Below are 24,266 nucleotides of genomic sequence, written 5' to 3'. Positions count from 1 at the left end.
GACGCTTCCGCCCTCCCTGCACGGCCGGGACCAGCGGCAACAAGCCCTTTGTGCGGAGCATGCCCGCGGCAGATTGGGCGATTGTCAGTGGCATCGGGTTGCATGGGGACATGGACACCCTGGAGCTCCGTACCGAAGCCGACACCATCCTCGCCGAGCTCGTCGGCGACCCCGGGGGGTCGGCGCGGCTGCGCGAGGACCAGTGGCAGGCGGTGGCGGCGCTGGTGCGGGAGCGGCGGCGCGCGCTGGTGGTGCAGCGCACCGGCTGGGGCAAGTCTGCGGTGTACTTCGTGGCCACCGCCCTGCTGCGGCGGCGTGGCGCGGGGCCGACGGTGATCATCTCGCCGCTCCTCGCGCTGATGCGCAACCAGGTCGAGTCGGCGGCCCGCGCCGGCATCCAGGCCCGCACCATCAACTCGGCCAACCCGGAGGAGTGGGACGCCATCTACGGGGAGGTGGAGCGCGGCGAGACCGACGTCCTCCTCGTCAGCCCCGAGCGGCTGAACTCGGTGGACTTCCGCGACCAGGTGCTGCCCAAGCTCGCGGCCACGACCGGCCTGCTCGTGGTGGACGAGGCGCACTGCATCTCCGACTGGGGGCACGACTTCCGGCCGGACTACCGCCGGTTGCGGTCGATGCTGACCGAGCTCCCGGAGGGCGTGCCGGTGCTCGCCACCACCGCGACGGCGAACGCACGCGTCACCGCGGACGTGGCCGAGCAACTGGGCACCGGCGCCGGCGAGGCCCTGGTGCTGCGCGGCCCGCTGGACAGGGAGAGCCTGCGCCTGGGCGTCGTCCAACTCCCGGACGCCGCACACCGGCTTGCCTGGCTCGCCGAGCACCTGGACGAGCTGCAGGGCTCCGGCATCATCTACGCACTGACGGTCGCCGCGGCCGAGGAGGCCACCGCATTCCTGCGGCAGCGCGGCTTCCAGGTGGCCTCGTACACGGGCCGTACGGAGAACGCCGACCGTCTGCAGGCCGAGACCGACCTCCAGGAGAACCGGGTCAAGGCGCTGGTCGCCACGTCGGCGCTGGGCATGGGCTTCGACAAGCCGGACCTGGGTTTCGTGGTGCACCTCGGTTCGCCGTCCTCGCCGATCGCGTACTACCAGCAGGTGGGCCGTGCGGGACGAGGGGTCGAGCACGCCGATGTGCTGCTGCTGCCGGGCAAGGAGGACGAGGCCATCTGGCGCTACTTCGCCGATACGGCGTTCCCGCCCGAGGCGCAGGTCCGCCAGACCCTCTCGGCGCTCGCCGACGCGGGGCGGCCGCTGTCCGTGCCGGCCCTGGAGGCGCTGGTCGAGCTCCGCCGCACCCGTCTGGAGACCATGCTGAAGGTGCTCGACGTGGACGGGGCGGTCAAGCGCGTGAAGGGCGGCTGGATCTCCACCGGCGAGCCGTGGGCGTACGACTCCGAGCGGTACGCCTGGGTCGCCAGGCAGCGCCAGTCCGAGCAGCAGGCCATGCGGGACTACGTGAGCACCGGCCAGTGCCGGATGGAGTTCCTGCGCCGCCAGCTGGACGATGAGGGGGCGGTGCCGTGCGGCCGTTGCGACAACTGCGCGGGCGCCTGGACTGATGCGTCCGTCTCCCAGGAGGCGCTGACGGGCGCGGCCAAGGAGCTGGACCGGCCGGGTGTCGAGATCGAGCCGCGGCGCATGTGGCCCACGGGCATGCCCGCGCTCGGCGTCGACCTCAAGGGGCGCATTCCGGCCACGGAGCAGTGCTCCACCGGGCGCGCGCTGGGCCGGCTCTCGGACATCGGCTGGGGCAACAGGCTGCGCCCGCTGCTGGCCGAGGGCGCGCCCGACGGACCGGTCCCCGACGACGTCCTGCGTGCCGCGGTGGCGGTCCTCGCCGACTGGGCGCGCTCGCCGGGCGGATGGGCGTCGGACGCCGCGGACGCCGCAGCCCGGCCGGTGGGCGTGGTGGCCGTGCCGTCCCTGTCCCGTCCGCAGCTCGTCGGCTCCCTCGCCCAGGGGATCGCGTCCGTCGGCCGCCTCCCCTTCCTGGGGACCCTGACGTACACCGGCCCGGACGGCGCGCACGCGGCGCGCCGCAGCAACTCCGCCCAGCGGCTCCGGGCGTTGTCCGGCGCCTTCACCGTCGAAGCCGACCTGGCCGCCGCGTTGAGCGCCGCACCGGGACCCGTCCTGCTGGTGGACGACAGCACCGACTCCGGCTGGACCCTCGCGGTCGCCGCCCGCCTTCTGCGCCGGGCGGGCAGCGACCAGGTGCTGCCCCTGGTCCTCGCTGCGGCGGGCTGAGTCCCCCGGCCCGGGAGCGGACCGAGGGACTCAGGACGGCGGTTCGGGGACCTCGGAGACGGCCCGGTTCGGGGGATCTCAGGGTCGCCCCACCTCGGGAGAGGTCAGGGCCGACTCACTCCGGAGAAGCTCAGGGCCGACTCGCTCCGGAGAAGCTCAGGGCCGACTCGCTCCGGAGAAGCTCAGGGGCGGCTGGTCAGGTAGCCGCCCATCGAGGTGAAGTACTCCGTCGCGGGCAGCTCCTTGCCGTCCTCGGTCCGTACGCGCGTGATGGCGAGGCCGTGGTTGCGGCCGTGGCGGGCGTCGGCTCCGGCGACGATGACCACGCCTTCGCCCTCGCGGTAGAAGATGCGTCCGGGCGTACCGCCGTAGCGGCCCTCGGAGACCACCGCGGAGACGATCTCCAGCCGCTTGCCCTTGTGGAAGGCGAACGCGCTGGGGTACGGCGCGGACTGGGCGCGGACCAGGCGCTCCAAGTCCTCGGCAGGCCAGGTCCAGTCGACGCGGATGTCCTCGGCGGACCGCTTGTGGAAGAAGCTCGCCTGGGAGCGGTCCTGCTTGGTGAACTCCGTCTGTCCGCTCGCGATGAGGTCGAGCGCGCCAATGGTGACCGGGGCGATCAGGTCGACCGTCTTGTGGAAGAGGTCGGTCGCGGTGTCCGTCGGGCCGACCGGGACGGCCTCCTGGCGGACGATGTCACCGGCGTCGAGCTCGTCGTCCATCATGTGCGCGGTCACGCCGACTTCGGACTCGCCGTTGATCATCGCCCAGATGATCGGGGAGAAGCCGGCGTACTTCGGCAGCAGCGAGTCGTGGACGTTCAGTGTGCCGTGGCGGGGGAGGCCGAAGATGCGCGGGGGAATCCAGGTGCGCCAGTTGTTGGCGACGATGATGTCCGCGTCCGCCTCCTTGAGACGCTCGAACAGCTCGTCGTCGTCGGGGCGGTTGCGGATCAGCACCGGTACGCCGTGCTCCTCGGCGAGGTCGGCGACGGAATCGCTCCAGATCTTCTCGTACGCGTGCTCACTCTTGGGGTGCGTCACGACCAGTGCCACGTCGTGTTCGGAGTCCAGGAGGGCTTGCAGGGTGCGGTGCCCCCACGTCTGGTAACCGAACATGACGACCCGCATGGGGTTCCTCCTCAGAGCAGGGAACAGCTGACGATAAGTAAAGCAAGGCTTACCTTAGTATGCAACGAGTCTACTTTGCACCCCACTTGATGGGGCCCGTCGGCCACCTGTGGGCCCGCTTGCCCGTTTTGCCCGGTCGACAGCTTCGCCCGATTAGCTTAGGCTCACCTAAGTTCGAGTGGGCCGCTCTGTCGACGTGCCCACCTTCTTCACCTTCCCCCACGCCTGACAGGCGGCTTCCCCGCACGATGGGAGTGACATGTCACAGGTTCTTCCTGGCGACGCACCACTGGTCCACGACCTCATTGGCATCGGCTTCGGCCCGTCCAATGTGGCGATGGCGATCGCGCTCAGCGAGCACAACGCAAGCGTCGGCAGGGAGGAGACGGTCACCGCTCACTTCTTCGAGCAGCAGTCGAGCTTCGGCTGGCACCGCGGCATGCTGATCGACGACGCGACCATGCAGGTGTCCTTCCTCAAGGACCTGGTGACGCAGCGGAACCCCACCAGTGAGTTCAGCTTCCTCTGCTATCTGAAGAGCAAGGGAAGGCTGACCGACTTCATCAACCACAAGAACCTCTTCCCGCTGCGGGTGGAGTTCCACGACTACCTGGAGTGGTCCGCGGCCAAGGTCGACGACATGGTCTCGTACGGCCACGAGGTCGTCGGGGTCACGCCGTTCGTGCGGGACGGGGTCGTGGAGTACCTGGACGTGACGGTCCGTTCGGCGGAGGGGCTCGCGGTCCACCGCGCCCGCAACCTCGTCATAGGCACCGGCCTGCGCCCCCTCATGCCGGAGGGCGTGGAGCGCGGCGACCGCGTCTGGCACAACTCCGAACTGCTGACGAAGGTCGACCAGTTGGAGGACGCCTCGCCGTCCCGCTTCGTCGTCGTGGGCGCCGGACAGAGCGCCGCCGAGAACGTCGCCTACCTGCACCGCCGCTTCCCCGAGGCCGAGATCTGCGCGGTCTTCTCGCGCTACGGCTACAGCCCCGCCGACGACAGCAGCTTCGCCAACCGGATCTTCGACCCGGGAGCGGTCGACGAGTACTTCGACGCCCCCGAGGACGTCAAGCAGCGGCTGATGGGCTACCACGGCAACACCAACTACTCCGTCGTGGACATCGACTTGATCGATGACCTGTACCGGCAGATGTACCAGGAGAAGGTCCTCGGCACCGAGCGGCTCCGCTTCCTCAACGTGTCCCGCCTCACCGACGTCAAGGAGACCCCCGAGGGCGTCCGCGCCACGGTGAAGTCCCTCGTCACGGGCGAGGAGAACCTCGTGGACGCCGACGTCGTCGTGTTCGCCACCGGCTACAGCCCCGCCGACCCCGTCGGCCTCCTCGGCGAGGTCGCGGACCGCTGCCTGCGCGACGACGAGGGCCGCGTCCGCGTCGAGCGCGACTACCGCATCACGACCGACGCCGACCTGCGCTGCGGCATCTACCTCCAGGGCGGCACGGAGCACACGCACGGCATCACCTCGTCGCTGCTGTCCAACATCGCCATCCGCGTCGGCGAGATCCTGGACTCCCTGCGCGCCCGGAGGGCCGCGCCCGCCGAGGCCCGGCCGGTCGCCGACGAGACCGGCAGCGCCGCCCGCTAGGCCGTGAGCCGCGGGCGCCCCACCCGGCCATGCGGTGCGGTCCGATCAAAGGGATAACGTACGTCGACATGTGCACGACTGCAGTGGAGCGTCCCGTGCCGAGGGGCGCAACGGAGTCCCGTCGGCGGCGGGTGGTGGGTCTGGGCGTCCTCGCCGCGGTCCTGGTGATCGCGGCGGCGGTGTCGCTGGCCGTCGGGGCGCGCGCGCTGACCCCCGCCGAGGTGTGGCACGCGCTGTTCGCGGCGCCGGAATCCGACCAGCGGCTCACCGAGATCCGGCTCATCGTGGAGACCGTGCGGGTGCCGCGGACGGTGCTCGCCGTGGTGGCGGGCACAGCGCTCGGTGTCGGCGGCGCGCTCATCCAGGGGTACACGCGCAACCCCATCGCGGACACGGGCCTGCTGGGTGTGAACGCCGGCGCGTCGTTCGCCGTGGTGACGGTGGTCGCCGTCCTCGGGCTCTCCAACCCGTTCCAGTACGTCTGGTTCGGCTTCGTGGGGGCGGCCGTCGCCGGAGTCGTCGTGTTCGGCCTCGCGAGCATCGGCCGCGGGGCCGGCAACCCCCTGACGCTCGCCCTGGCCGGGCAGGGCATCACGGTGTTCCTCGCGGCGATGACCACGGCCGTCTCCCTCTCGGACCAGCAGTCCCTGAACGCGCTGCGGTTCTGGAACGCGGGCTCGGTGGCCGGTGTCGGCTTCGAGGTGATCTGGCCGGTGACCGCGTTCATCGTGGTCGGCCTCGTCCTTGCCCTGACCACGCTGCCCGCCCTCAACCTGCTCAACCTGGGCGAGGACGTGGCGCGGGGGCTCGGAGTGAACATCGCGTTCAGCCGGACCGTCGGCATCCTCGCCATCACCCTGCTGGCGGGCGCGGCGACGGCGGCCTGCGGCCCCATCGCGTTCCTCGGCCTGATGGTGGCGCACGTGGCCCGCTACCTGACGGGCCCCGACTACCGCTGGCTGGTGCCGTACGCGGGGCTGCTCGGCGCCGTCGTCCTGCTGGTCTGCGACATCGTGGGTCGACTGGTGGTGCGGCCCGCCGAATTGGAGAGCGGCGTCGTCGTGGCCCTGCTCGGGGCGCCGTTCTTCGCGGTCCTGGTCTGGCGAGGAAAGTTCAAGAACGCATGAGCGGGACAGAAACCGGGTCAGAAACCGGGACAGGAACCGGGACAGGAACAGGAACCGGAACCGGAACAGAGGCCGGGACGCGGGCCGGCACGGAAGTCGGGGCAGATGTGAAGACCTCGGTGGCGCCGGGCGTGCGGCTCGGCCCCATGTCGTTCGTCTGGCGGCCCTGGCTCGTCCTCGTCACGCTGCTGCTCGCGGCGGCGACCTTCCTGGTGTTCTGCCTGTCCGTCAGCATCGGGGACTTCGACATCGGTCTGTCCCGGGTGATCGCGACGCTCCTCGGGCGGGGCGAGCAGGTCGACGAGTTCGTCATCATGGATCTGCGGATGCCGCGCGCCCTGGCCGGGCTCGTCGTGGGGATCGCGCTTGGCGTGTCCGGCGCGATCACGCAGTCGGTCGCGCGCAACCCGCTGGCCAGCCCCGACATTCTCGGGATCACCGGTGGCGCCACCACGGTCGCGGTGTTCTCGGTGACGGTGTCGGGCGGGTCCGCCGCGGCGATCGTCGACTCCGTGGGGCTGTCCGCGGCGGCGCTCGGCGGCGGCCTCTGCACGGGCCTGCTCGTGTACTTCCTGGCGTGGCGGCGCGGGATCGACGGCTTCCGGCTCATCCTCATCGGGATCTCCGTGAGCGCCGTGACACAGGCGATCACCACCTGGCTCCTCGTCTCGGCCGACATCAGGGATGTGGCCCGCGCCCAGGCATGGCTGGTCGGTTCGCTGGAGAACCGGTCGTGGGACGAGGTCTGGGTGGCGCTCTGGTGCTCGCTCGGCCTTCTGGTCGTCGTGGCCGCGGTCGCGTTCCAGTTCAAGCCGCTGCATCTCGGCGACGACATCGCCGCCGGGCTCGGTGTCCGCTTCGGGCGGGTGCGTGCGGTGCTGCTGCTGTGTGCGGTGCTGCTGGCGGCCGTGGCGGTGAGCGCGGCGGGTCCTGTCCCGTTCGTCGCGCTGGTGGCGCCCCAGGTGGCGATGCGTCTGACGCGGCGTCCGACGCCGCCCTTGATCGCTTCCGGTCTGTTCGGGGCGCTGCTGCTGATCGGCTCCGACCTGACCGCGCGAGCGGTGCTGCCGAACAACCTCCCCGTCGGCGTGGTCACCGCCGCGATCGGCGGCCCCTTCCTCGTCTACCTGTTGGTACGGGCCAACCTCAAATAGCGGGTCCGGCCCGGATAGCTGGTACAAAGGTGAGGCAAACCTAATATTAGGGGGGCTTGTGGTCGCTCAGTACATCACCGAGATCGAGTCAGGGGTCGAGGACGCCACCGCACGGCTGGCCGCCAGGGGCGTCTCGGTCGGATACGGCAGCCGTACCGTCATCGACGACCTCGACGTGTCCATTCCGTCCGGGGTGATCACCACGATCATCGGCCCCAACGGCTGCGGCAAGTCGACCCTGTTGCGCACCCTGACGCGGCTGCTCAAGCCGGTCAAGGGATCGGTCGTGCTGGACGGTCAGGACATCGTCAAGCTCAAGACGCGGGACGTGGCGAAGAAGCTGGGCCTGCTGCCGCAGACGCCCGTCGCGCCGGAGGGCCTGACGGTGGCCGATCTGGTCGCCAGGGGGCGCCACCCGCACCAGAGTTGGCTGCGCCAGTGGTCGTCGGACGACGCCGGTGTCGTGGAGCGCGCGCTGGCCATGACCGGCGTCTCCGACCTGGCGGACCGCCCCGTCGACTCGCTCTCCGGCGGGCAGCGCCAGCGCGTCTGGATTTCGATGACCCTCGCGCAGGGCACGGACCTGCTGCTCCTCGACGAGCCGACCACGTACCTGGACCTGGCGCACGCGATCGACGTGCTCGACCTGGTGGACGACCTGCACGAATCGGGGCGCACCGTCGTCATGGTGCTGCACGACCTCAATCTGGCCACGCGCTACAGCGACAACCTCATCGTGATGAAGGCGGGTTCGATCCTGGCGCAGGGGCACCCGCGCGACGTGATCACCGCGGACCTGCTGCAGGAGGCGTTCGGCCTGCGCGCCAAGGTGGTCGACGACCCGGTGGGGGACCGGCCGCTCATCGTGCCGATCGGCCGTACGCACGTCCAACTCGACTGAGCTGTCCTCAACTCGACTGAGCTGTCCAACTCGACTGAGCTGTGCGGCCGGAGACCCGCCCCTCCGAAGAATAATCAAGTAAGGCTAGGCTAACCTCATCTCTGCAGGATAAGGTTTGGCTGCCCTTAGACACGGGGCGCAGCGGTCAGCGCGAAAGCAAGGGAATCCGGATGCTCCTCAACCGAACGAAGCTCACGAAGCCACGGCGGCGGCTGGCGGCGGTACTGACCGCGGCGACCCTCGGTGTCGGCCTCCTCGCGGGATGCGGTTCCGACTCGGAAGACAAGGCGAGCGACGAGACCCCGGCAGCCGCCGGCGGCACGTTCCCGGTCACCGTGGAGCACGCGTTCGGATCCACGAAGATCGACAAGGCTCCCAAGCGGGTCGTCACCGTCGGCTACACCGACGACCAGACCGTCCTGGCGCTCGGCACCAAGCCGGTCGGCATGGTCGACCAGTACCCGAACCCGGAGGGCAAGTCCCCCGACATCAACACCCAGTGGCCCTGGGTGAAGGACAAGTGGGGCGACACCAAGCCCGAGGTCGTCATGAAGAACGGCGACTCCGGCCCCAATTACGAGAAGATCGCCTCCCTGAGCCCGGACCTGATCATCGCGGTGTACTCCGAGATCGACAAGGCCGCCTACGACAAGCTCTCCGCGCTCGCCCCGACCGTGGGCCGCACCAAGGGTGAGAAGGAGCTGTTCAGCGCTCCGTGGCAGGACAACGTGGTGCACATCTCCAAGGCGCTGGGCAAGGAGGACGAGGGCAAGAAGATCGTCCAGGGCGTCGAGGACCAGCTGACCGAGGCCAAGAAGGCGCACCCGAAGTTCGCCGAGCAGACCTCCGTCGCGCTGTCCTGGTACAAGGACTCCATCAACCCGTTCACCTCCACCGACGTGCGTGGACGGCTCCTGACGGGCATGGGCTTCAAGTATCAGACCAAGATCGACAAGATCGCGGGCGGCAAGTTCTCCACCGAGCTCTCGCCCGAGCGCACCGACCTGGTCGACGTCGACCGCATCGTCGTCATCAACGACAAGGCGGACACGGCGGCGCTGAAGAAGTTCGAGCTGTTCAAGAACCTGAAGGCCGTGAAGAAGGGCAACGTGTCCTACCTCCTGGACAGCGAGGGCCCGGCGGTCGGCGCCGCGATGTCGCAGGGCACCGCGCTGTCCCTCCCGTACGCGATCGACGAGCTCGTCAAGTCGGTCGAATAGAGATGCTGTCCCACCCCGCCCGCCCCCGTACCGACTTGGCCAACGTGTGAGCACCACCGAAACACCCCCCGCCGGCATGGGCGCTGCCCCCGCGACTCTGCGCACGGCGTCCGGACGTGAGGCCACCAGGTGGGTCTCGGCGCACTGTCGCGAGGTGCCGTGGCTGACGACGGCCACCGTGGCCACCACGGTGGCCGGGGCGGCGCTCCAGATCCTCCCTGTGCTGCTGCTCGGCCGGGTGGTCGACGGGGTGGTCGGGGGAGAGTCGCGTTCGGTCCTGGTCACGATCGGGATCTTGATGGGGGCCGCCGCGCTGCTCGGCGCGGCGGCCACCGCGGCGTCGACCTATCTGATCGGGCGGCTGGGCGCGGACCTGCTCGCGCGGCTGCGGGAAGGCGCCGTCCGTGCGGTGCTCGGGATGCCGAGCGAACGGATCGAGCAGGTCGGCCGGGGTGACGTGCTCTCCCGGGTCGGTGACGACGTCGCCGTCCTGTCCAAGGGAATCCGGACGGCCATCCCGACCGTGTTCTCGGCGGGCGTGCTGGTCTTCATCGCCACGGTCGGCATGTTCGGCCTCGACTGGCGGCTCGGCCTCGCGGGCGCCGGTGCGCTGCCGGCGTACGCGCTGGCCCTGCGCTGGTACCTCCCCCGGTCCGCCCCGCTCTACCGCAAGCAGCGGGTGGCGCAGGCCGACCGCGCGCAGGCCCTGATCAGCGGTCTGAACGGGATCGACACGGTCCGGGCGTACCGCCTGGAGGACTCCGTCCGCGAGAAGGTCACCCATGAGTCGTGGCGGGTGCGCAATCTCGGCATCGACGTGTTCCGGTTCTTCGGCCGGTTCGTGGGCCGGGAGAACCGTGCCGAGTTCATCGGACTCGTCCTCATCCTCGTGGTGGGATATGCCCTGTTGGAGGCCGACGCCGCGAGCCTGGGCGAGGTGTCGGCGGCCCCGCTGATGTTCCACCGGCTGTTCACGCCGCTGGGCGCCATCATGTTCACCTTCGACGAGGCGCAGAAGTCCGGCGCGAGCCTGACCCGTCTCGTGGGCGTCCTCGGGGAGTCCGCGGAGGAGCGGCTGGTGGGCGACGCCTCCGTCGAGGTGGCGGATGCCGTGCCGCACCAGGTGACCGTGGAGGGGCTGACGTTCAGCTATCCCGGCACCGACGAACCGGTCCTGCGGGACGTGGACCTGACGATTCCGGCGGGCGGTTCTCTCGCCCTGGTGGGGGCGACGGGTGCGGGCAAGTCGACGCTGGCGGCGCTGATCGCGGGCATCGGGACCCCGCAGGCAGGCTCGGTGCGCGTAGGGGAGCACGACCTCGGCGGTCTGGACGAGGCGGGGGCGCGGGCCATGGTGAGCATCCTGACGCAGGAGACGCACGTGTTCTCCGGTCCGCTCGCCGAGGATCTGCGGCTCGCCGCGCCGGAGGCGTCCGACGCCGAACTGATGGACGCCCTGCGCACGGTGGGCGCCGACGGGTGGGTGGAGCATCTTCCCGAGGGCCTGGACACCATGGTCGGCGAGGGCGGCGAGCGCCTGGACGTCACCAAGATCGCGCAGATCGCGCTGGCCCGCCTTGTGCTGAGCCGGACGCCGGTGGTGGTGCTCGACGAGTCCACCGCGGAGGCGGGCAGCGAGGGCGCCGCCGAACTGGAGCGCGCCGTGCTGGCCGCGTGCGCCGGCCGGACCACGCTGTTCGTGGCGCACCGGCTGACGCAGGCGATGGCGGCGGACCGCATCGCCGTGCTGGACGCGGGGCGGGTGGTGGAGCTGGGCACGCACGACGAGTTGGTGGCTCTCGGCGGCCGGTACGCGCGCCTCTGGCGGGCCTGGCGAGAGGGTAGTTAGGCAAGCCTAATTTAGGTTAGCCTTACTGCGATTACCTGGAAGGGACGCTGAGTCTTCGATGATGGAACCGAGCGCTCGCCTCGTGCTGCTTTCCCCCACTCGCCTGGCCGATGTGCGTCGGCGCGCCGGGGACTACTCCGACCGAACCGTCGCCGAGGCGTGCGCCATCGGTCTCTCGTACTGGGCGACCGGCCGGAGCCCCGAAGGCATCGAGCTCACCCCCGCCACCCTCTTCGCAGACGTCCTCGGCTGGGTCGACAACGGCGGTACGGGCCCCGGCAGCCGGGACGCCGGAGCGGAAGGATGGACCATCGCCGTTCCCGACGGCGTCGAGCGGGCCGACGCGCAGCTCGCCCTCGACGACCTGGCCGACTTCCCCGACCGGCCCCTCGGCACCATCGGCCCGTCCGGCCCGGCGGCCAGGCTCGAAGCCCTCGCCAGGTGGAACGACACCCACGCCGACCGCGCCCGCCCCACCATCGTCGAGATGTTCCGCGAGCAGGCACGGACCAGGCCGGACGCCGTCGCCATCGTCGACGAACACCGCTCCCTGACCTACCGTGAGGCGGCCGAGCGTTCCGCCCAGTTGGCCCACCACCTCATCGGACGCGGCCTCACCGCCGAACAGGTCGTCGGCATCTCGCTCAGCCGCTCCGCCGACATGGTCGTCGGGCTGCTCGCCGTGCTCCAGGCGGGCTGCGCCTTCGTGCCGCTCGACCCGCAGTGGCCCGCCGCGCGCCGCTCCGTCGTCATCGAGGACGCCCGCGTCGTGCTGCAGCTCAACGCCACGGGCGAGCATGACCCGAGCGAACCCGAAGCCGTCGCAGTCGACCTCGGCGACTGGAGGTTCGGCTCCTGCCCCACCGGCGACCCCGGGGTCACCGTCCCGGGCAACGCCCTCGCGTACGTCATCTTCACGTCCGGTTCGACCGGGCGGCCCAAGGGCGCGATGATCCGCCACGAGGCGATCAGCGAACGCCTGCTCTGGCAGGTCGACGAGATCCTGGGCTTCGGCCACGACGACGCGTCACTCTTCAAGGCGCCGCTGTCCTTCGACATCTCCATCAACGAGATCTTCCTGCCGCTGGTCTGCGGCGGCCGCGTCGTGGTCCTGCGGACCGGCGGCGAACGCGACCCGCACCACCTGCTGAGCGTGATCGCCGAACAGCGCGTCACCTTCACGTACCTGGTGTCGTCCATGCTGGACGTGCTCCTGGAGATGGCGGGCGACTCCGGCCGTCTCGACAGCCTGCGGCACGTCTGGTGCGGCGGCGAGGTGCTCACCCCCGAGCTGTACGAACGGTTCCGCACCCGGCTCGACATCCCCATGTACCACGGCTACGGCCCCGCCGAGACGACGATCGGCGTCTCCCACGTCATCTACCGCGGCGCGGCCGAACGCCTGTCGACGTCGATCGGCAGGGCCAACCCCAACACCCAGCTGTACGTCCTCGACGACGAGCTGCGCCCGGTCCCGGTCGGCGTCGGCGGCGAACTGTACGTGGGCGGCTTCCTCCTGGGGCGCGGCTACGTCAACGCGCCCGGCCTGACCGCCTCCCGCTTCGTCGCCAACCCCTTCGCCGCGGACGGGTCCCGGCTCTACCGGACCGGTGACCTCGCGCGGTTCGCCCCCGACGGCTCCCTCGACTTCCTCGGCCGGGCCGACAACCAGATCAAGATCCGCGGCATGCGCCTGGAGATCGAGGACGTCGAGGTCGGCCTCGCCGAGCACCCCCGCGTACGCCACACCTGCGTCGTCGCCAAGAAGAACACGGCGGGCGGCACCTACCTGGTCGGATACGTCATCCCGGCGGCCGGCCACGACAACCTGCGCGCCGACGAGGTCAAGGCGTGGGCCGCCGACCACATGGTCGAGTACATGGTCCCCACCCACATCGTCGTACTGGACGAGTTCCCGCTCACGGCGAACGGCAAGCTCGACCGGAACGCGCTGCCGGAACCCGCCACCCCGGCGGGCTCCTTCGCCCCGCCCACCACCGAGAACGAACGCGTGGTCTGTGCGGCGGTCGCCGCGGTGCTGCAACTCGACGAGGTCGGCGTCGACCAGGACTTCTTCCAGCTCGGTGGCGACAGCATCCTGACGATCTCGCTGCTCGGCGCGCTGCGCGACGCGGGCCTCTACGTCACCGTGCGGCAGATCTTCACCAACAGCGTCGTGGGAGCGCTGGCCGCGGTGGCGAGCCGCGAGGACGTCTCCACGGTGGACCACGGCGATGTCGCCACCGGCGCCGTCGTGGGATCGCCCATCGTGCAGTGGCTCGGCGAGACCACGGACGCCATCGACGGCTTCGTGCAGTCGGTGGTCCTGAACACCCCCGCCGACCTCACCGGCGAAGCGCTCGACCGGATACTCGGCGCCGTCCTCGGACGGCACGACATGCTGCGCGCCAAGCTGGTGCGCGGCGACCGCTGGAGCTTTGACATCCCGGAGGCGGACCCGGCCGTCCCTGTGTGGCAGGAGAGCGGCCTGCCGCTCGACGACTGCGTCACGCTCGCCACCGACGGGCTCGACCCGGACAACGGCGTGATGCTGCGTGCCGTGTGGCGCCGCGAGGCACGCCAACTGGTCATGGTCGTCCACCACGTGGTGATCGACGGCGTCTCCTGGCGGGTCCTGATGGAGGACCTGGCCACGGCATGGCGCCAGTTCTCCGACGGCGCCACGGTCGAACTGCCCCCGGTGGGCACGTCGTTCCGCCGCTGGACGCAGCTCCTCGCACGCGCCGGCTTCGAGGCGGACCGCGGCTACTTCCAGCAGCCCCTGCCGGGCCAGGACCGGCCGGTGGGCCGGCGCGCCCTGACCGAGGCCGACACCGTCGCACGGGAGCGGACCCGGGCCGTCTCAGTCGGCCCCGAGGTCACCGCCGCGCTCCTCGGCGAGATCCCCGCGAAGTTCCACGCGGGCGTCAACGACGTCCTCCTCACCGCGCTCGCCGTCGCCCTCGCCAGGTGGCGCCGCGACCTCGGACAGGACCAGACGTTCGCGCACATCGAACTGGAGGGTCACGGCCGCGAGGGCCGCTTCGTGGCGGACACCGCGGGCTTCGAGCCGGAACTCTCCCGCACCGTCGGCTGGTTCACCACCCTGTTCCCGGTGACTGTGGACCCCGGCGCCGCCCCCGACCTCACCGCCCCCGCCTACCTCGCCGCCGCCCTCAAGGCGGTCAAGGAAGACCTCTCACGGGTGCCGAGCAACGGCATCTCGTACGGCGCCCTGCGCTACCTCGCCGACACCCGGTTCGACGCCCCCGCGCCGCAGGTGCTCTTCAACTACCTGGGCCGTTTCGACGCGGGCGCCTCCGGCGACTGGCAACTGTCGGGCGCCACCGGCCAGTTGGGCGAGAAGCGCGACCCGAGGATGCGCCTGCCGCGCGCCCTCGAGTTCAACGCGATCGCCGAACCGGCCGCGGACGGCGGCGACTACGAGCTGGTCACCACCGTCTCCTGGCCCGACGGCATGTTCACCGACGAGGACATCGCGACGCTCGGCGGCTACTTCCGCGTGGCCCTCGCCGGTCTCGCCGCGCTCGACGAGGGCGGCCACACGCCCAGCGACTTCCCCCTGGTGCCGCTCAGCCAGGCCGACGTCGACGCCCTCGACGGGCCTTCGCTGCGGGACGTCCTGCCGCTGACGCCGCTGCAGGAGGGCCTGTACTTCCACTCGGTCTTCGACGACGACTCGGCGGGCGCGTATGTCGAGCAGCAGCTCCTCACGCTGGAGGCGCCGGAGGGTGCTTCGGACGGCGAGGTGGACGCCGACCGGCTCGCCGCCGCGGCCACCCGGCTGCTCACGCTGTACCCGAACCTGGCCGCGCGGTTCACGGCGCTCGCCGACGGCCGCGTCGTCTCCGTCCTGGAGAGCGGCGTCCAGGCCCCCTTCACCACCGTGGACCGCCCCGGCATCACCGACGAGGAGATACGCGACCTCGCCGAGCGGGACCGCCGCGCCGGGTTCGACCTGGCCACCGGCCCGCTGATGCGGTACACGCTCGTCCGCGCCGGCGAAGGACGGAACGTCCTGGTGCAGACCGTGCACCACATCATCGCCGACGGCTGGTCCGTCCCGCCGATGCTGCGCGCGCTCCTCGCCGAGTACCACGCGCCGGGGACCGTGTACCCGATCGGCGGCTTCCCCGACTACGTGACCTGGCTCGCCTCACGTGACGACGACGAGAGCGACCGGGTGTGGCGCGAGGAGCTCGCCGAGCTGCCCGCGCCGTCGCTGGTCGCCGAGGGGCACACCCCCTCCGACCGGTTCGCCGACACCGCCGTCGAGGCGGAGGACGACATCGACGCGGCCGTCCGCACGGCCGGCGTGCCGCTGAGCGTGGCCGTGCACAGCGCCTGGGCGGTGACGCTCGGCGGCATCCTGCACGGCGACGACGTCGTCTTCGGCTCCACCGTGTCCGGACGCGACGCCGACGTGCCCGGCATCGGCGACATGGTGGGCCTGTTCATCAACACGATCCCCGTGCGCGCCCGTTGGACCGCAGCTACCACCGCCGGTGAACTGCTCGCCTCGGTGCGGGAGCACCAGAGCGCCGTCCTGCCCCACCAGCACGTCTCGCTCGCACGGATCGGCCGCCAGGCGGGCGTCGGATCACTCTTCGACACCCTCGTGGTGTTCGACGTCGCCACCGACGTGGACAGTCTGCGCAGCCCTGACGCCGAGCTTGTCATCGGCGACATCGTCAACGAAGGCGCCCCGCACTACCCGTTGACGCTCGTCGTGGAGCGCGCGCTCGACGGCCGCCCGCGCTTCAACCTGATCTACGACGGCGAACTCCTCGGCGAGAGCACCGCCCAGGAGATCCTGCGCACGTTCACCCGGACCCTCACCGGCCTGCTCGCGCGACCGGACGCCCGGGTCGCCGAGCTCGCGGCCACGGACGCACGCCGCCCCGCGCGGGTCGAACGCGCCACCCTGGGCGGCCTGTTCGACGCCGCCGCCCGGCGAGACCCGGCGGCCACCGCCGTCACCCAGTGCGCGCTCGACGGCACCACCCGGTCCCTGACGTACGGCGAACTGGCCGCCGCGAAGGACGAGTTGTCGTCGGTGCTGCGTGCGGCCGGGGTCGCCCCGGGCAAGCGGGTCGCCGTCGCCGTGCCGCGCTCCGTGGAGCAGGTCGTCGCCCTGGTCGCGATCGTCGCCGCGGGCGGCGCCTACGTACCGCTGGACCTCGCGTACCCGGACGAGCGCCTGGAGTACATCCTCGCCGACGCCGCTCCGCAGGTCGTGCTCGTCGACCGTGAGCAGCGGGACCGTTTCACCGAACTCCTCGGCCGCACGGGCATACCGGCCCGCGTCGTCGTCCAGGGGGAGGAGCCGCCGACGCAGACCACCGAGGCGCCCGCGCTCCAGGCGGACTGGCACGACCCCGCGTACGTCATCTACACGTCCGGCTCGACCGGCCGCCCCAAGGGCGTCGTCGTCCCGCACTCCAGCGTGGTCACCCTGCTCGCGAACACCCAGCAGGACATGGGCTTCGGGCCGCACGACGTGTGGGTCCAGTTCCACTCCTTCTCCTTCGACTTCGCGGTCTGGGAGCTGTGGGGAGCGCTGGCGCACGGCGGTGAGCTGCTGGTGCCGGAGTACGGCCTGACCCGCTCGCCCGTCGACTTCCACCGCCTCGTCCGCGAACGCGGCGTGACCGTGCTCAACCAGACCCCGTCGGCGTTCTACCAGTTCATCGAGGCCGACCGGCACGCCGGCGAGCCGGTGACCGAGCTGCGCCGGATCATCTTCGGCGGCGAGGCCCTCGACCTCGGGCGGCTGCGCGGCTGGGTCGAGCGGCACGGCACCGCGTCGCCCGAGCTGGTCAACATGTACGGCATCACCGAGACCACCGTCCACGTCACCCACCGCGTGCTGACCGACGAGGACTTCGCCCGCGGCGAGGACGTCAGCCCCATCGGCGGCCCGGTCCCCGGCCTGGTCACCTATCTGCTCGACGACCGGCTCCGGCCGGTGCCGCCCGGCCGGGTCGGCGCCATCTACGTCGCCGGCGACCAGGTGTCGCTCGGCTACCTGGGCAGGCCGGGCCTGACCGCGGGCAGGTTCGTGGCGAACCCGTTCACGGACGACGGCTCCCGTATGTACCACACGGGCGATCTCGCCCGCCGTACGCTCGACGGCGAGCTGGAGTTCGCCGGACGCGCCGACGACCAGGTGCAGCTCAAGGGCTTCCGCATCGAGCTCGGCGAGGTCGAGTCCGCGGTCCGGGAACTCGACGGCGTGACCGACGTGGCCGTCACCGTCGCGGACAGCGGCGACCATCTGGTCGCGCACGTCGTGGGCAGTGTGCCCGGCGACCTCGCCGGTCTGCTCGCCGCGAAGCTGCCCGTGCACATGGTGCCGGGCCGGGTCCTGCCGGTCGACGCCCTGCCGCTGACGGTCAACGGCAAGCTGGACCGCAAGGCGCTGGCCGAGCGGGCGGCCGCCACCCCGGAGAGCTGCGCGACCGGCTACGACGCGCAGGCGGGCGAAAAAGCCCCTGTACTCGGTCAGTTGGTCGGCATCTTCTCGGATGTGTTGCCCGGCGGAACCACCGCGGACGCCGACACCGACTTCTTCGCCGCCGGTGGCGACAGCATCGTCGCCATCACCGTGATCAACCGGGCCAGGGCGCTCGGCCTCCGGATCGCGCCGCGCGACGTGTTCCTGTTCAGGACGCCCCGCGCACTCGCCGAGCACCTGGGGTCGAGCGCGTCGCAGGCCGCGGCGCCCGACGCCGCTCCCGCCTCCGCTCGCCGGGAGGACGGCCCCCTGGCACCGACGCCGATCATCCTGCGCCAGCGCGAACTGGGCGGCTCGCTCGACCGGTTCGCCCAGGCCAGGACGTTGGTGGCGCCCGAGGGCACCGGGTTCGCCGATGCCCGGCGGGCCGCGAACGCCGTCGTGGCCGCGCACCCGGCCCTGCGGCTGCGGCTGCGCGTCGAGCACGGCGTGTGGGCGCTGCGCACCGAGCCCGCGCGCGAGATTCCTGTCGTACGCGGTGACGCGACCGATGCGACCGATGCGACCGACGCGACCGATGTGACCGCCGCCGCGGACGAGGCCGCCGGACGGCTCGACCCCGAGTCCGGGAACGTCATCGCCTTCACGTGGCTGGAGGCGAGCCGCACGCTGGTCGTCGCCGTGCACCACCTCGCCGTCGACGCCGTGTCCTGGCTGATCCTCCTCGACGACCTGGCCACCGCCATGAGCGGCGCGGACCTGGCACCGCCGACCACGTCCTACGCCGAGTACGCCGAGGCGCTGACGCTCCGGTCCGCCGACGCGATCGACGGCCTCGGGCACTGGATCACCACGCTCCAGGCCCCCGGCCTGCTGCCGGAGGTCCAGAACCTGCGCGAGACCACGGTCGTGCTCCCGCCCGGCACCAGCGACCTCGTGACGCGGACCGCGCCCGCCGCGCTCGGCGTCGGCCTCACCGAGCTGCTGTGCGGCGCGCTGCGCACCGCGCTGACCCATGTGCAGGCGTCGCCCACCGACCTCGCGGTCGAGCTGGAGCGGCACGGCCGGGTCCCGGCCCTCGAACAGCACGACTACACCCGTACCGTCGGCTGGTTCACCTCCATCGCCCCCGTACGGCTCACCGCGCACACCGACCCCGTTGCCGCCGCGCGCGAGGTCGCCGAGCGCCAGCCGGACGAGCGCGGGCACGTCGCGTACGGCCGGTTGAGGTACCTGAACCCGCAGACGGCGCCGCTGCTCACCGCCCGCCCGCAGGTCCTGTTCAACTACCTCGGCCGGGGCAGCGAGTCCCAGGCGGTGCACATCACCGGCGGCGACCAGGGCAGCCCGTACGCCGTCGAGGTCAACGCCTGGACCGACGACGCCACCGGCAGCCTGCACGCGGCCTTCACCCTCGCCGACGGCATCCCCGACGCGATCACCGACCACTGGCGACGCGCCCTGGAGCACCTCGCGGACGCCTCCGCGACCGCCGAGCGCACCGCGCCGGTCACCCCCCTCCAGCGGGGCCTGTTCTTCCAGGCCCAGATGGCGGGCGCGGCCGGTCACTACGTCGCGCAGAGCTGGTTCACCTTCGACCGGCGCCTGGACGCCGACGCGCTGGCCGAGGCGATGGCGCACGTGATCGCGCGGCACCCGGTCGTCGGCGCCGGCTTCACCACCGACGACGACGGCAACCCGGTGCAGGTCCTCAAGGCGGGCCGACGCGTCGACGTCCGCACCGTCGAGCTCGCGGACGACGCGGAGGTCGAGGCCTTCCGCACCCGGGACCGGGACGCCGGTTTCGACCCGGCCGAACCGCCGCTGATCCGCCTCACGGTGGTCCGCCTGCCGGACGACCGGGACGGACTGCTGCTCAGCTACCACCTGCTGCTGTGGGACGGCTGGTCCCGCGAGATCGTGCTGCGGGACCTCTTCGACGCGTACGAGGCCGTCGTCGCGGGCGAGCCCTTCGACTCCGCCCCGGCCACGCCGAGCTTCGAGGATCACGCACGGGCGCTCGACGCCAAGGACCCGGCCGTATCGGAACGCTTCTGGGCGGAGCATCTGGCAGGGCTGCCCGGCCCGACGCTGCTCGCCGGGCCGGCACCGGCCCTCTCGGCCGACCTGCCGCCCGCGCTCGTGCACCAGCTCTCCGCCGAACAGTCGGACCTGCTGCGGAACGCGGCCAAGACGCATGGCGTCACGCTGAACTCGGTACTGACCGGCGCGTTCGGCCTCCTGCTCGGCGCGCACACGGGACGCAGCGACGCCGTGTTCGGCGTGACCGTCTCCGGGCGCGACGGCGAGGGCCTTTCCGACGTCGTCGGCGTGCTGCTCAACACCGTGCCCCAGTGGACGAAGGCCAGGCCCGAAGAGACCGTGGGCGAGTACCTGGCGGCCGTCCAGGCGGCCCGCGTCGAGGCGATGGAGCACGAGCACCTCGGGCTCGGCGAGATCCAGCGGGCCAGCGGCCACGACACGCTCTTCGACAACCTGTTCGTACTCCAGAACTTCCTGGACATGGACGCCTTCGCCGAGATGAACTCCCGGCACGGCATCACGTCCGTACGGGCCGACGACTCCACCCACTACCCGTTCACCTGGGTCGTGACCCCCGGCGACCGGCTCACGGTCAAGCTGGAACACCGCTACGGCGACACCGGCGACGCCCGCCGCCTCCTCGACGACTACGTGCGCGTGCTGGAGGACCTGGCCCGTTCCGCCGGCCCCGTCGGCGCGCTGCCCGGCCTCGGCAGCGACCCCGGGCCCGCCGAACGCACGGACGTCGGCACGGACACCGTCGTCGACCGCTTCGACCGGGCGGCCGACCGCGACCCGGAGCGTGTCGCCCTGGTCGCCCACGGCTCGACGATGACCTTCGCCGAGCTCAGGGACCGCAGCCGCGCGGTCGCGGGTGTGCTCGCCGGGCGGGGGCTCGGACCGGAGAAGACCGTGGGGCTCGCGATCCCGCGCTCCCTCGACTCGATCGTGGCGCTGTTCGCCGTGCTGCGCGTCGGCGCCGCGTACGTACCCCTCGAACTGGACCACCCCGACGAGCGGATCGCGGCGATCGTCGAGGACGCCCGCCCGGACGTGATCCTCACGGTGAGCGCGGTGTCGCCCCGGCTGACGGGTGCCGTGGACGAGGTGTGCGGCCTGATCGAGCTGGACCGTCCGCTGCCCGACGCCGAGCCGTTCGTGACGTTCGCGCCGGACGACCCGGACCGGCTGCGGCACCCCGCGTACACGATCTACACCTCCGGCTCGACCGGGAAGCCCAAGGGCGTGGTGACCGAGTACGCCGGACTCACCAACATGCTCATCAACCACCAGCGCCGCATCTTCGAACCGGTCCTCGCCGAGCGCGGCCACCGGACCTTCCGGATCGCGCACACCGTGTCGTTCGCCTTCGACATGTCGTGGGAGGAGCTGCTGTGGCTCGCCGACGGCCACGAGGTGCACATCTGCGACGAGGAGCTGCGCCGCGACGCGCCCGGCCTCGTCGAGTACTGCCTGGAGCACGGGATCGACGTCATCAACGTGACGCCGACCTACGCCCAGCAGCTGGTGGCCGAGGGCCTGCTCGCCGACCCGGCACGGCGCCCTGCGCTGGTCCTCCTCGGCGGCGAGGCCGTCACCCCGACACTCTGGCAGCGGCTCGCCGAGACCGAGGGAACCGTCGGCTACAACCTGTACGGACCCACCGAATACACCATCAACACCCTCGGCGTCGGTACCTTCGAGTGCCAGGACCCGGTGGTCGGCGTGGCCATCGACAACACCGAGGTGTACGTCCTCGACCCGTGGCTGCGGCCGCTGCCGGACGGCGTCCCCGGCGAGCTGTACGTGTCGGGCATCGGCATCGCGCGCGGCTACCTCGGCCAGCCCGCGCAGACCGCGCACCGCTTCGTCGCCTGCCCGTTCGGCGCACCCGGCGAGCGCATGTACCGCACCGGCGACCTGGTGACCCGCCGCCCCGACGGGAACCTCACCTACCTGGGCCGCACCGACCAGCAGGTCAAGATCCGGGGACACCGGGTCGAACTGGGCGAGGTCGAGGCCGCGTTCGCGGCCCACCCGGCGGTGAGCTTCGTCGCCGCGGTCGCCCAGCCCGACCCGCAGGTCGACGGGGCGTACCGCCTCGCCGCCTACCTCGTGCTCGACGGCGCCGACCTGGCCGCCGTCGCAGCCGACATCGGCACAGCCCTGCCGGACTTCCTGCGCCCGACGCACTACGCCCAGGTCGACAGCATCCCCCTCACCGTGAACGGGAAGGCTGACACCAAGGCGCTGCCGGAGGCCAAGCCCCTCGGCGCGCTGACCACGGCGGGGGAGCGCGGCCCGGAGACCGAGACGGAGACGGTGGTCTGCGAGTTCTTCGCCGAAGCCCTGGACCTCGACGACGACGAGGTGAGCGCGGTGAGCGATTTCGTGTCCCTCGGAGGACACTCCATGCTGGCGGTGCGGCTGATCGGCCTGCTCCGCCGCGAATACGGTCCCGTGGTCACGATCCGAGACCTGTTCACCCTGCGAACCCCGGAAGCGATTGCCCGCCACCTCGATGAGAACCGTGACCCCGACAACTCCTGACACGAAGCGGCCCCGGCCCCACCCGGGCTCCGCCATCCTGCGGACCGCCCTGCGCCGCAACATCGGCGCCATGGTCTGGGGCACCGTCCTCATGGGCCTCTACCAGGCCGGTGAGACGGCGTTCCCCATCGCGCTCGGCCTGATCGTCGAGCACACGATGCAGGACGACCGGACCCTCGGCGCGCTCGCCCTCTCCATCGGCGCGCTGGCCGTGATCATCACGACGGTGTCGCTGTCGTGGCGGTTCGGCATGCGCATATTGCAGAAGGCCAACACGACAGAGGCCCACCGCTGGCGGGTGAAGGTCGCGGCCTGCGGGCTCCAGCCGGTGGCCAGGGACGTCGACCTCAAGTCCGGCGAGGTCCTCACCATCGCCACCGAGGACGCCGACCAGACCGCCGACATCATCGAGGTGGTGCCGCTGCTCATCAGCTCGCTGGTCGCGGTGCTCGTCGCGGCGGTCGCGCTGGGCATGGCCGACTACCGGCTGGGCCTGCTCGTGATCGTGGGTACGGTCGCGATCCTCTCCATCCTCAGCGTGATGTCCAGGCGGATCGGCTCCAGCACGCGTGAACAGCAGGCCAGGGTGGCGCGGGCCGGGGCGAAGGTCGCCGACCTGATCAGCGGTCTGCGCCCGCTGCACGGCTTCGGCGGCAACCACGCGGCGTTCCGCTCGTACCGGACGGTCAGCACGGAGGCCAAGCACCAGGCGGTCACCGTCGCCAAGGTCAACGGCGTGTACGCGGGCACGGCCCAGGCCCTCAACGCGGTCCTCGCGGCCGCGGTGACCCTGACGGCGGGCTGGCTGGCGTTCGAGGGCCGGATCACCATCGGTGAACTCGTCATGGCCGTCGGCTTGGCGCAATTCATCATGGAACCCCTCAAAATGTTCTCGGAGATGCCCAAGTACGTGATGATTGCGCGGGCGTCGGCGGAACGCATGGCGCTCGTCCTCTCCGCGCCGCCGGTGACGACCCCGGGACCCGAGCGCCCGGCCGCGGGCGGCGACCTGGAGATCGACGGCGTCCGCTACGGCTCCCTGCGTGGCCTGAAGTTCACGGTGGCGGCAGGCGAGTTCGTGGCGATCGCGGGTTACCAGCCGCGCGCGGTGGCCGATCTGGCGTCGATCCTGGCGGTGAACGTGCCGCCCGGCGCGTACGAGGGTGTGGTCCGGGTCAGCGGTCAGGAGATCGCCGACCTGTCGGTCGAGGCGGTCCGCGAGCACATGCTGGTCAATCCGTACGACGGGGAGATCTTCGCCGGCACCCTCCGCACGAACATCGACCCGTCGGGCACGAGTGTCTCGGTTCCCGAGGCGGTCGAGGCGTCCATGCTGACCGACGTCGTCGCCCTGCACCGCGAAGGCCTCGACTACGCCGTCCGCGACCGCGGCGCGAACCTCTCAGGCGGACAGCGCCAACGCCTCTCCCTGGCCCGCGCGCTGGCCGCCGACACGGAAGTCCTCGTCCTGCACAACCCGACAACGGCGGTCGACGCGGTCACCGAACAACTCATCGCCCGCAACATCGCGAAGCTCCGCCGCGGCCGCACAACCATAGCGATCACCAGCAGCCCGGCCCTCCTGGACGCCGCCGACCGAGTCCTGATCCTGAACGACGGCACAATCACAGCAGAAAACACCCACCGAAACCTCCTGGCCACGGACGAGGAGTACTGCGCGGCGGTAGCACGCTAGGGGCCCGCAGGGCTCGGGGCGGCATGTCCAGGGGCGCGGGGAACCCCGTCGGGCCCGCGGGGGCGGGCGACGGCGGCATGTCCAGGGGCGCGGGGAACGGCGCGAGCAACCCCGTCGGGCCGGCGGGGGGCGGGCGACGGGGGCATGTCCGGGGGCGCGGGGAACGGCGCGAGCAACCCCCACCGGCCGGCAGGGGGCGGGCGGCGGCGGCGTGTCCAGGGGCGCGGGGAACGGCGCAA

10 protein-coding genes are annotated in these 24,266 nt (G+C 71.5%); 9 read left to right on the top strand and 1 reads right to left on the bottom strand.

Features of this window, described 5'->3' with window-relative positions; all coding sequences use genetic code 11:
* Positions 1-110 precede the first annotated feature (110 nt).
* Complete coding sequence (locus AB0N81_RS27750) at positions 111-2,270, top strand: RecQ family ATP-dependent DNA helicase (protein ID WP_365362912.1); 2,160 nt, start codon at positions 111-113, stop codon at positions 2,268-2,270.
* Between the two features lie 182 nt (positions 2,271-2,452).
* On the opposite strand, the gene AB0N81_RS27745 is transcribed toward AB0N81_RS27750, so the two are convergent.
* The gene (locus AB0N81_RS27745) at positions 2,453-3,400 is read right to left on the bottom strand and encodes a methionyl-tRNA formyltransferase (RefSeq protein ID WP_365362910.1); all 948 of its coding nucleotides are present in this window, start codon (positions 3,398-3,400) and stop codon (positions 2,453-2,455) included.
* A gap of 259 nt (positions 3,401-3,659) precedes the next feature.
* Between AB0N81_RS27745 and AB0N81_RS27740 the strand changes: the two genes are divergently transcribed.
* The 8 genes from AB0N81_RS27740 to AB0N81_RS27705 all read left to right on the top strand — a co-directional run bounded on the left by AB0N81_RS27740 (position 3,660) and on the right by AB0N81_RS27705 (position 24,027).
* Positions 3,660-5,009, top strand: coding sequence for a lysine N(6)-hydroxylase/L-ornithine N(5)-oxygenase family protein (locus AB0N81_RS27740; RefSeq protein ID WP_365362908.1), 1,350 nt, complete (start codon positions 3,660-3,662; stop codon positions 5,007-5,009).
* 68 nt (positions 5,010-5,077) lie between these two features.
* The gene (locus tag AB0N81_RS27735) at positions 5,078-6,136 is read left to right on the top strand and encodes an iron ABC transporter permease (RefSeq protein ID WP_365362906.1); all 1,059 of its coding nucleotides are present in this window, start codon (positions 5,078-5,080) and stop codon (positions 6,134-6,136) included.
* A 146-nt stretch (positions 6,137-6,282) separates the two neighbouring features.
* Positions 6,283-7,290, top strand: a complete 1,008-nt coding sequence (locus AB0N81_RS27730; protein WP_365363033.1) for an iron ABC transporter permease — start codon at positions 6,283-6,285, stop codon at positions 7,288-7,290.
* Between the two features lie 58 nt (positions 7,291-7,348).
* Complete coding sequence (locus AB0N81_RS27725) at positions 7,349-8,191, top strand: ABC transporter ATP-binding protein (protein WP_365362904.1); 843 nt, start codon at positions 7,349-7,351, stop codon at positions 8,189-8,191.
* A gap of 170 nt (positions 8,192-8,361) precedes the next feature.
* Positions 8,362-9,411, top strand: coding sequence for an iron-siderophore ABC transporter substrate-binding protein (locus AB0N81_RS27720; protein ID WP_365362902.1), 1,050 nt, complete (start codon positions 8,362-8,364; stop codon positions 9,409-9,411).
* A 76-nt stretch (positions 9,412-9,487) separates the two neighbouring features.
* Positions 9,488-11,260, top strand: coding sequence for an ABC transporter ATP-binding protein (locus AB0N81_RS27715; RefSeq protein WP_365362900.1), 1,773 nt, complete (start codon positions 9,488-9,490; stop codon positions 11,258-11,260).
* 58 nt (positions 11,261-11,318) lie between these two features.
* Positions 11,319-22,331, top strand: a complete 11,013-nt coding sequence (locus AB0N81_RS27710; RefSeq protein ID WP_365362898.1) for an amino acid adenylation domain-containing protein — start codon at positions 11,319-11,321, stop codon at positions 22,329-22,331.
* Positions 22,303-24,027, top strand: coding sequence for an ABC transporter ATP-binding protein (locus AB0N81_RS27705; RefSeq protein ID WP_365362897.1), 1,725 nt, complete (start codon positions 22,303-22,305; stop codon positions 24,025-24,027). The genes AB0N81_RS27710 and AB0N81_RS27705 overlap by 29 nt, the downstream gene beginning before the upstream one ends.
* The last annotated feature ends 239 nt before the right edge of the window (positions 24,028-24,266 follow it).

The sequence above is a fragment of the Streptomyces sp. NPDC093510 genome (assembly GCF_040683555.1).
Classification (GTDB): Bacteria; Actinomycetota; Actinomycetes; order Streptomycetales; family Streptomycetaceae; genus Streptomyces.
This window is presented reverse-complemented; position numbering and strand designations above follow the sequence as displayed.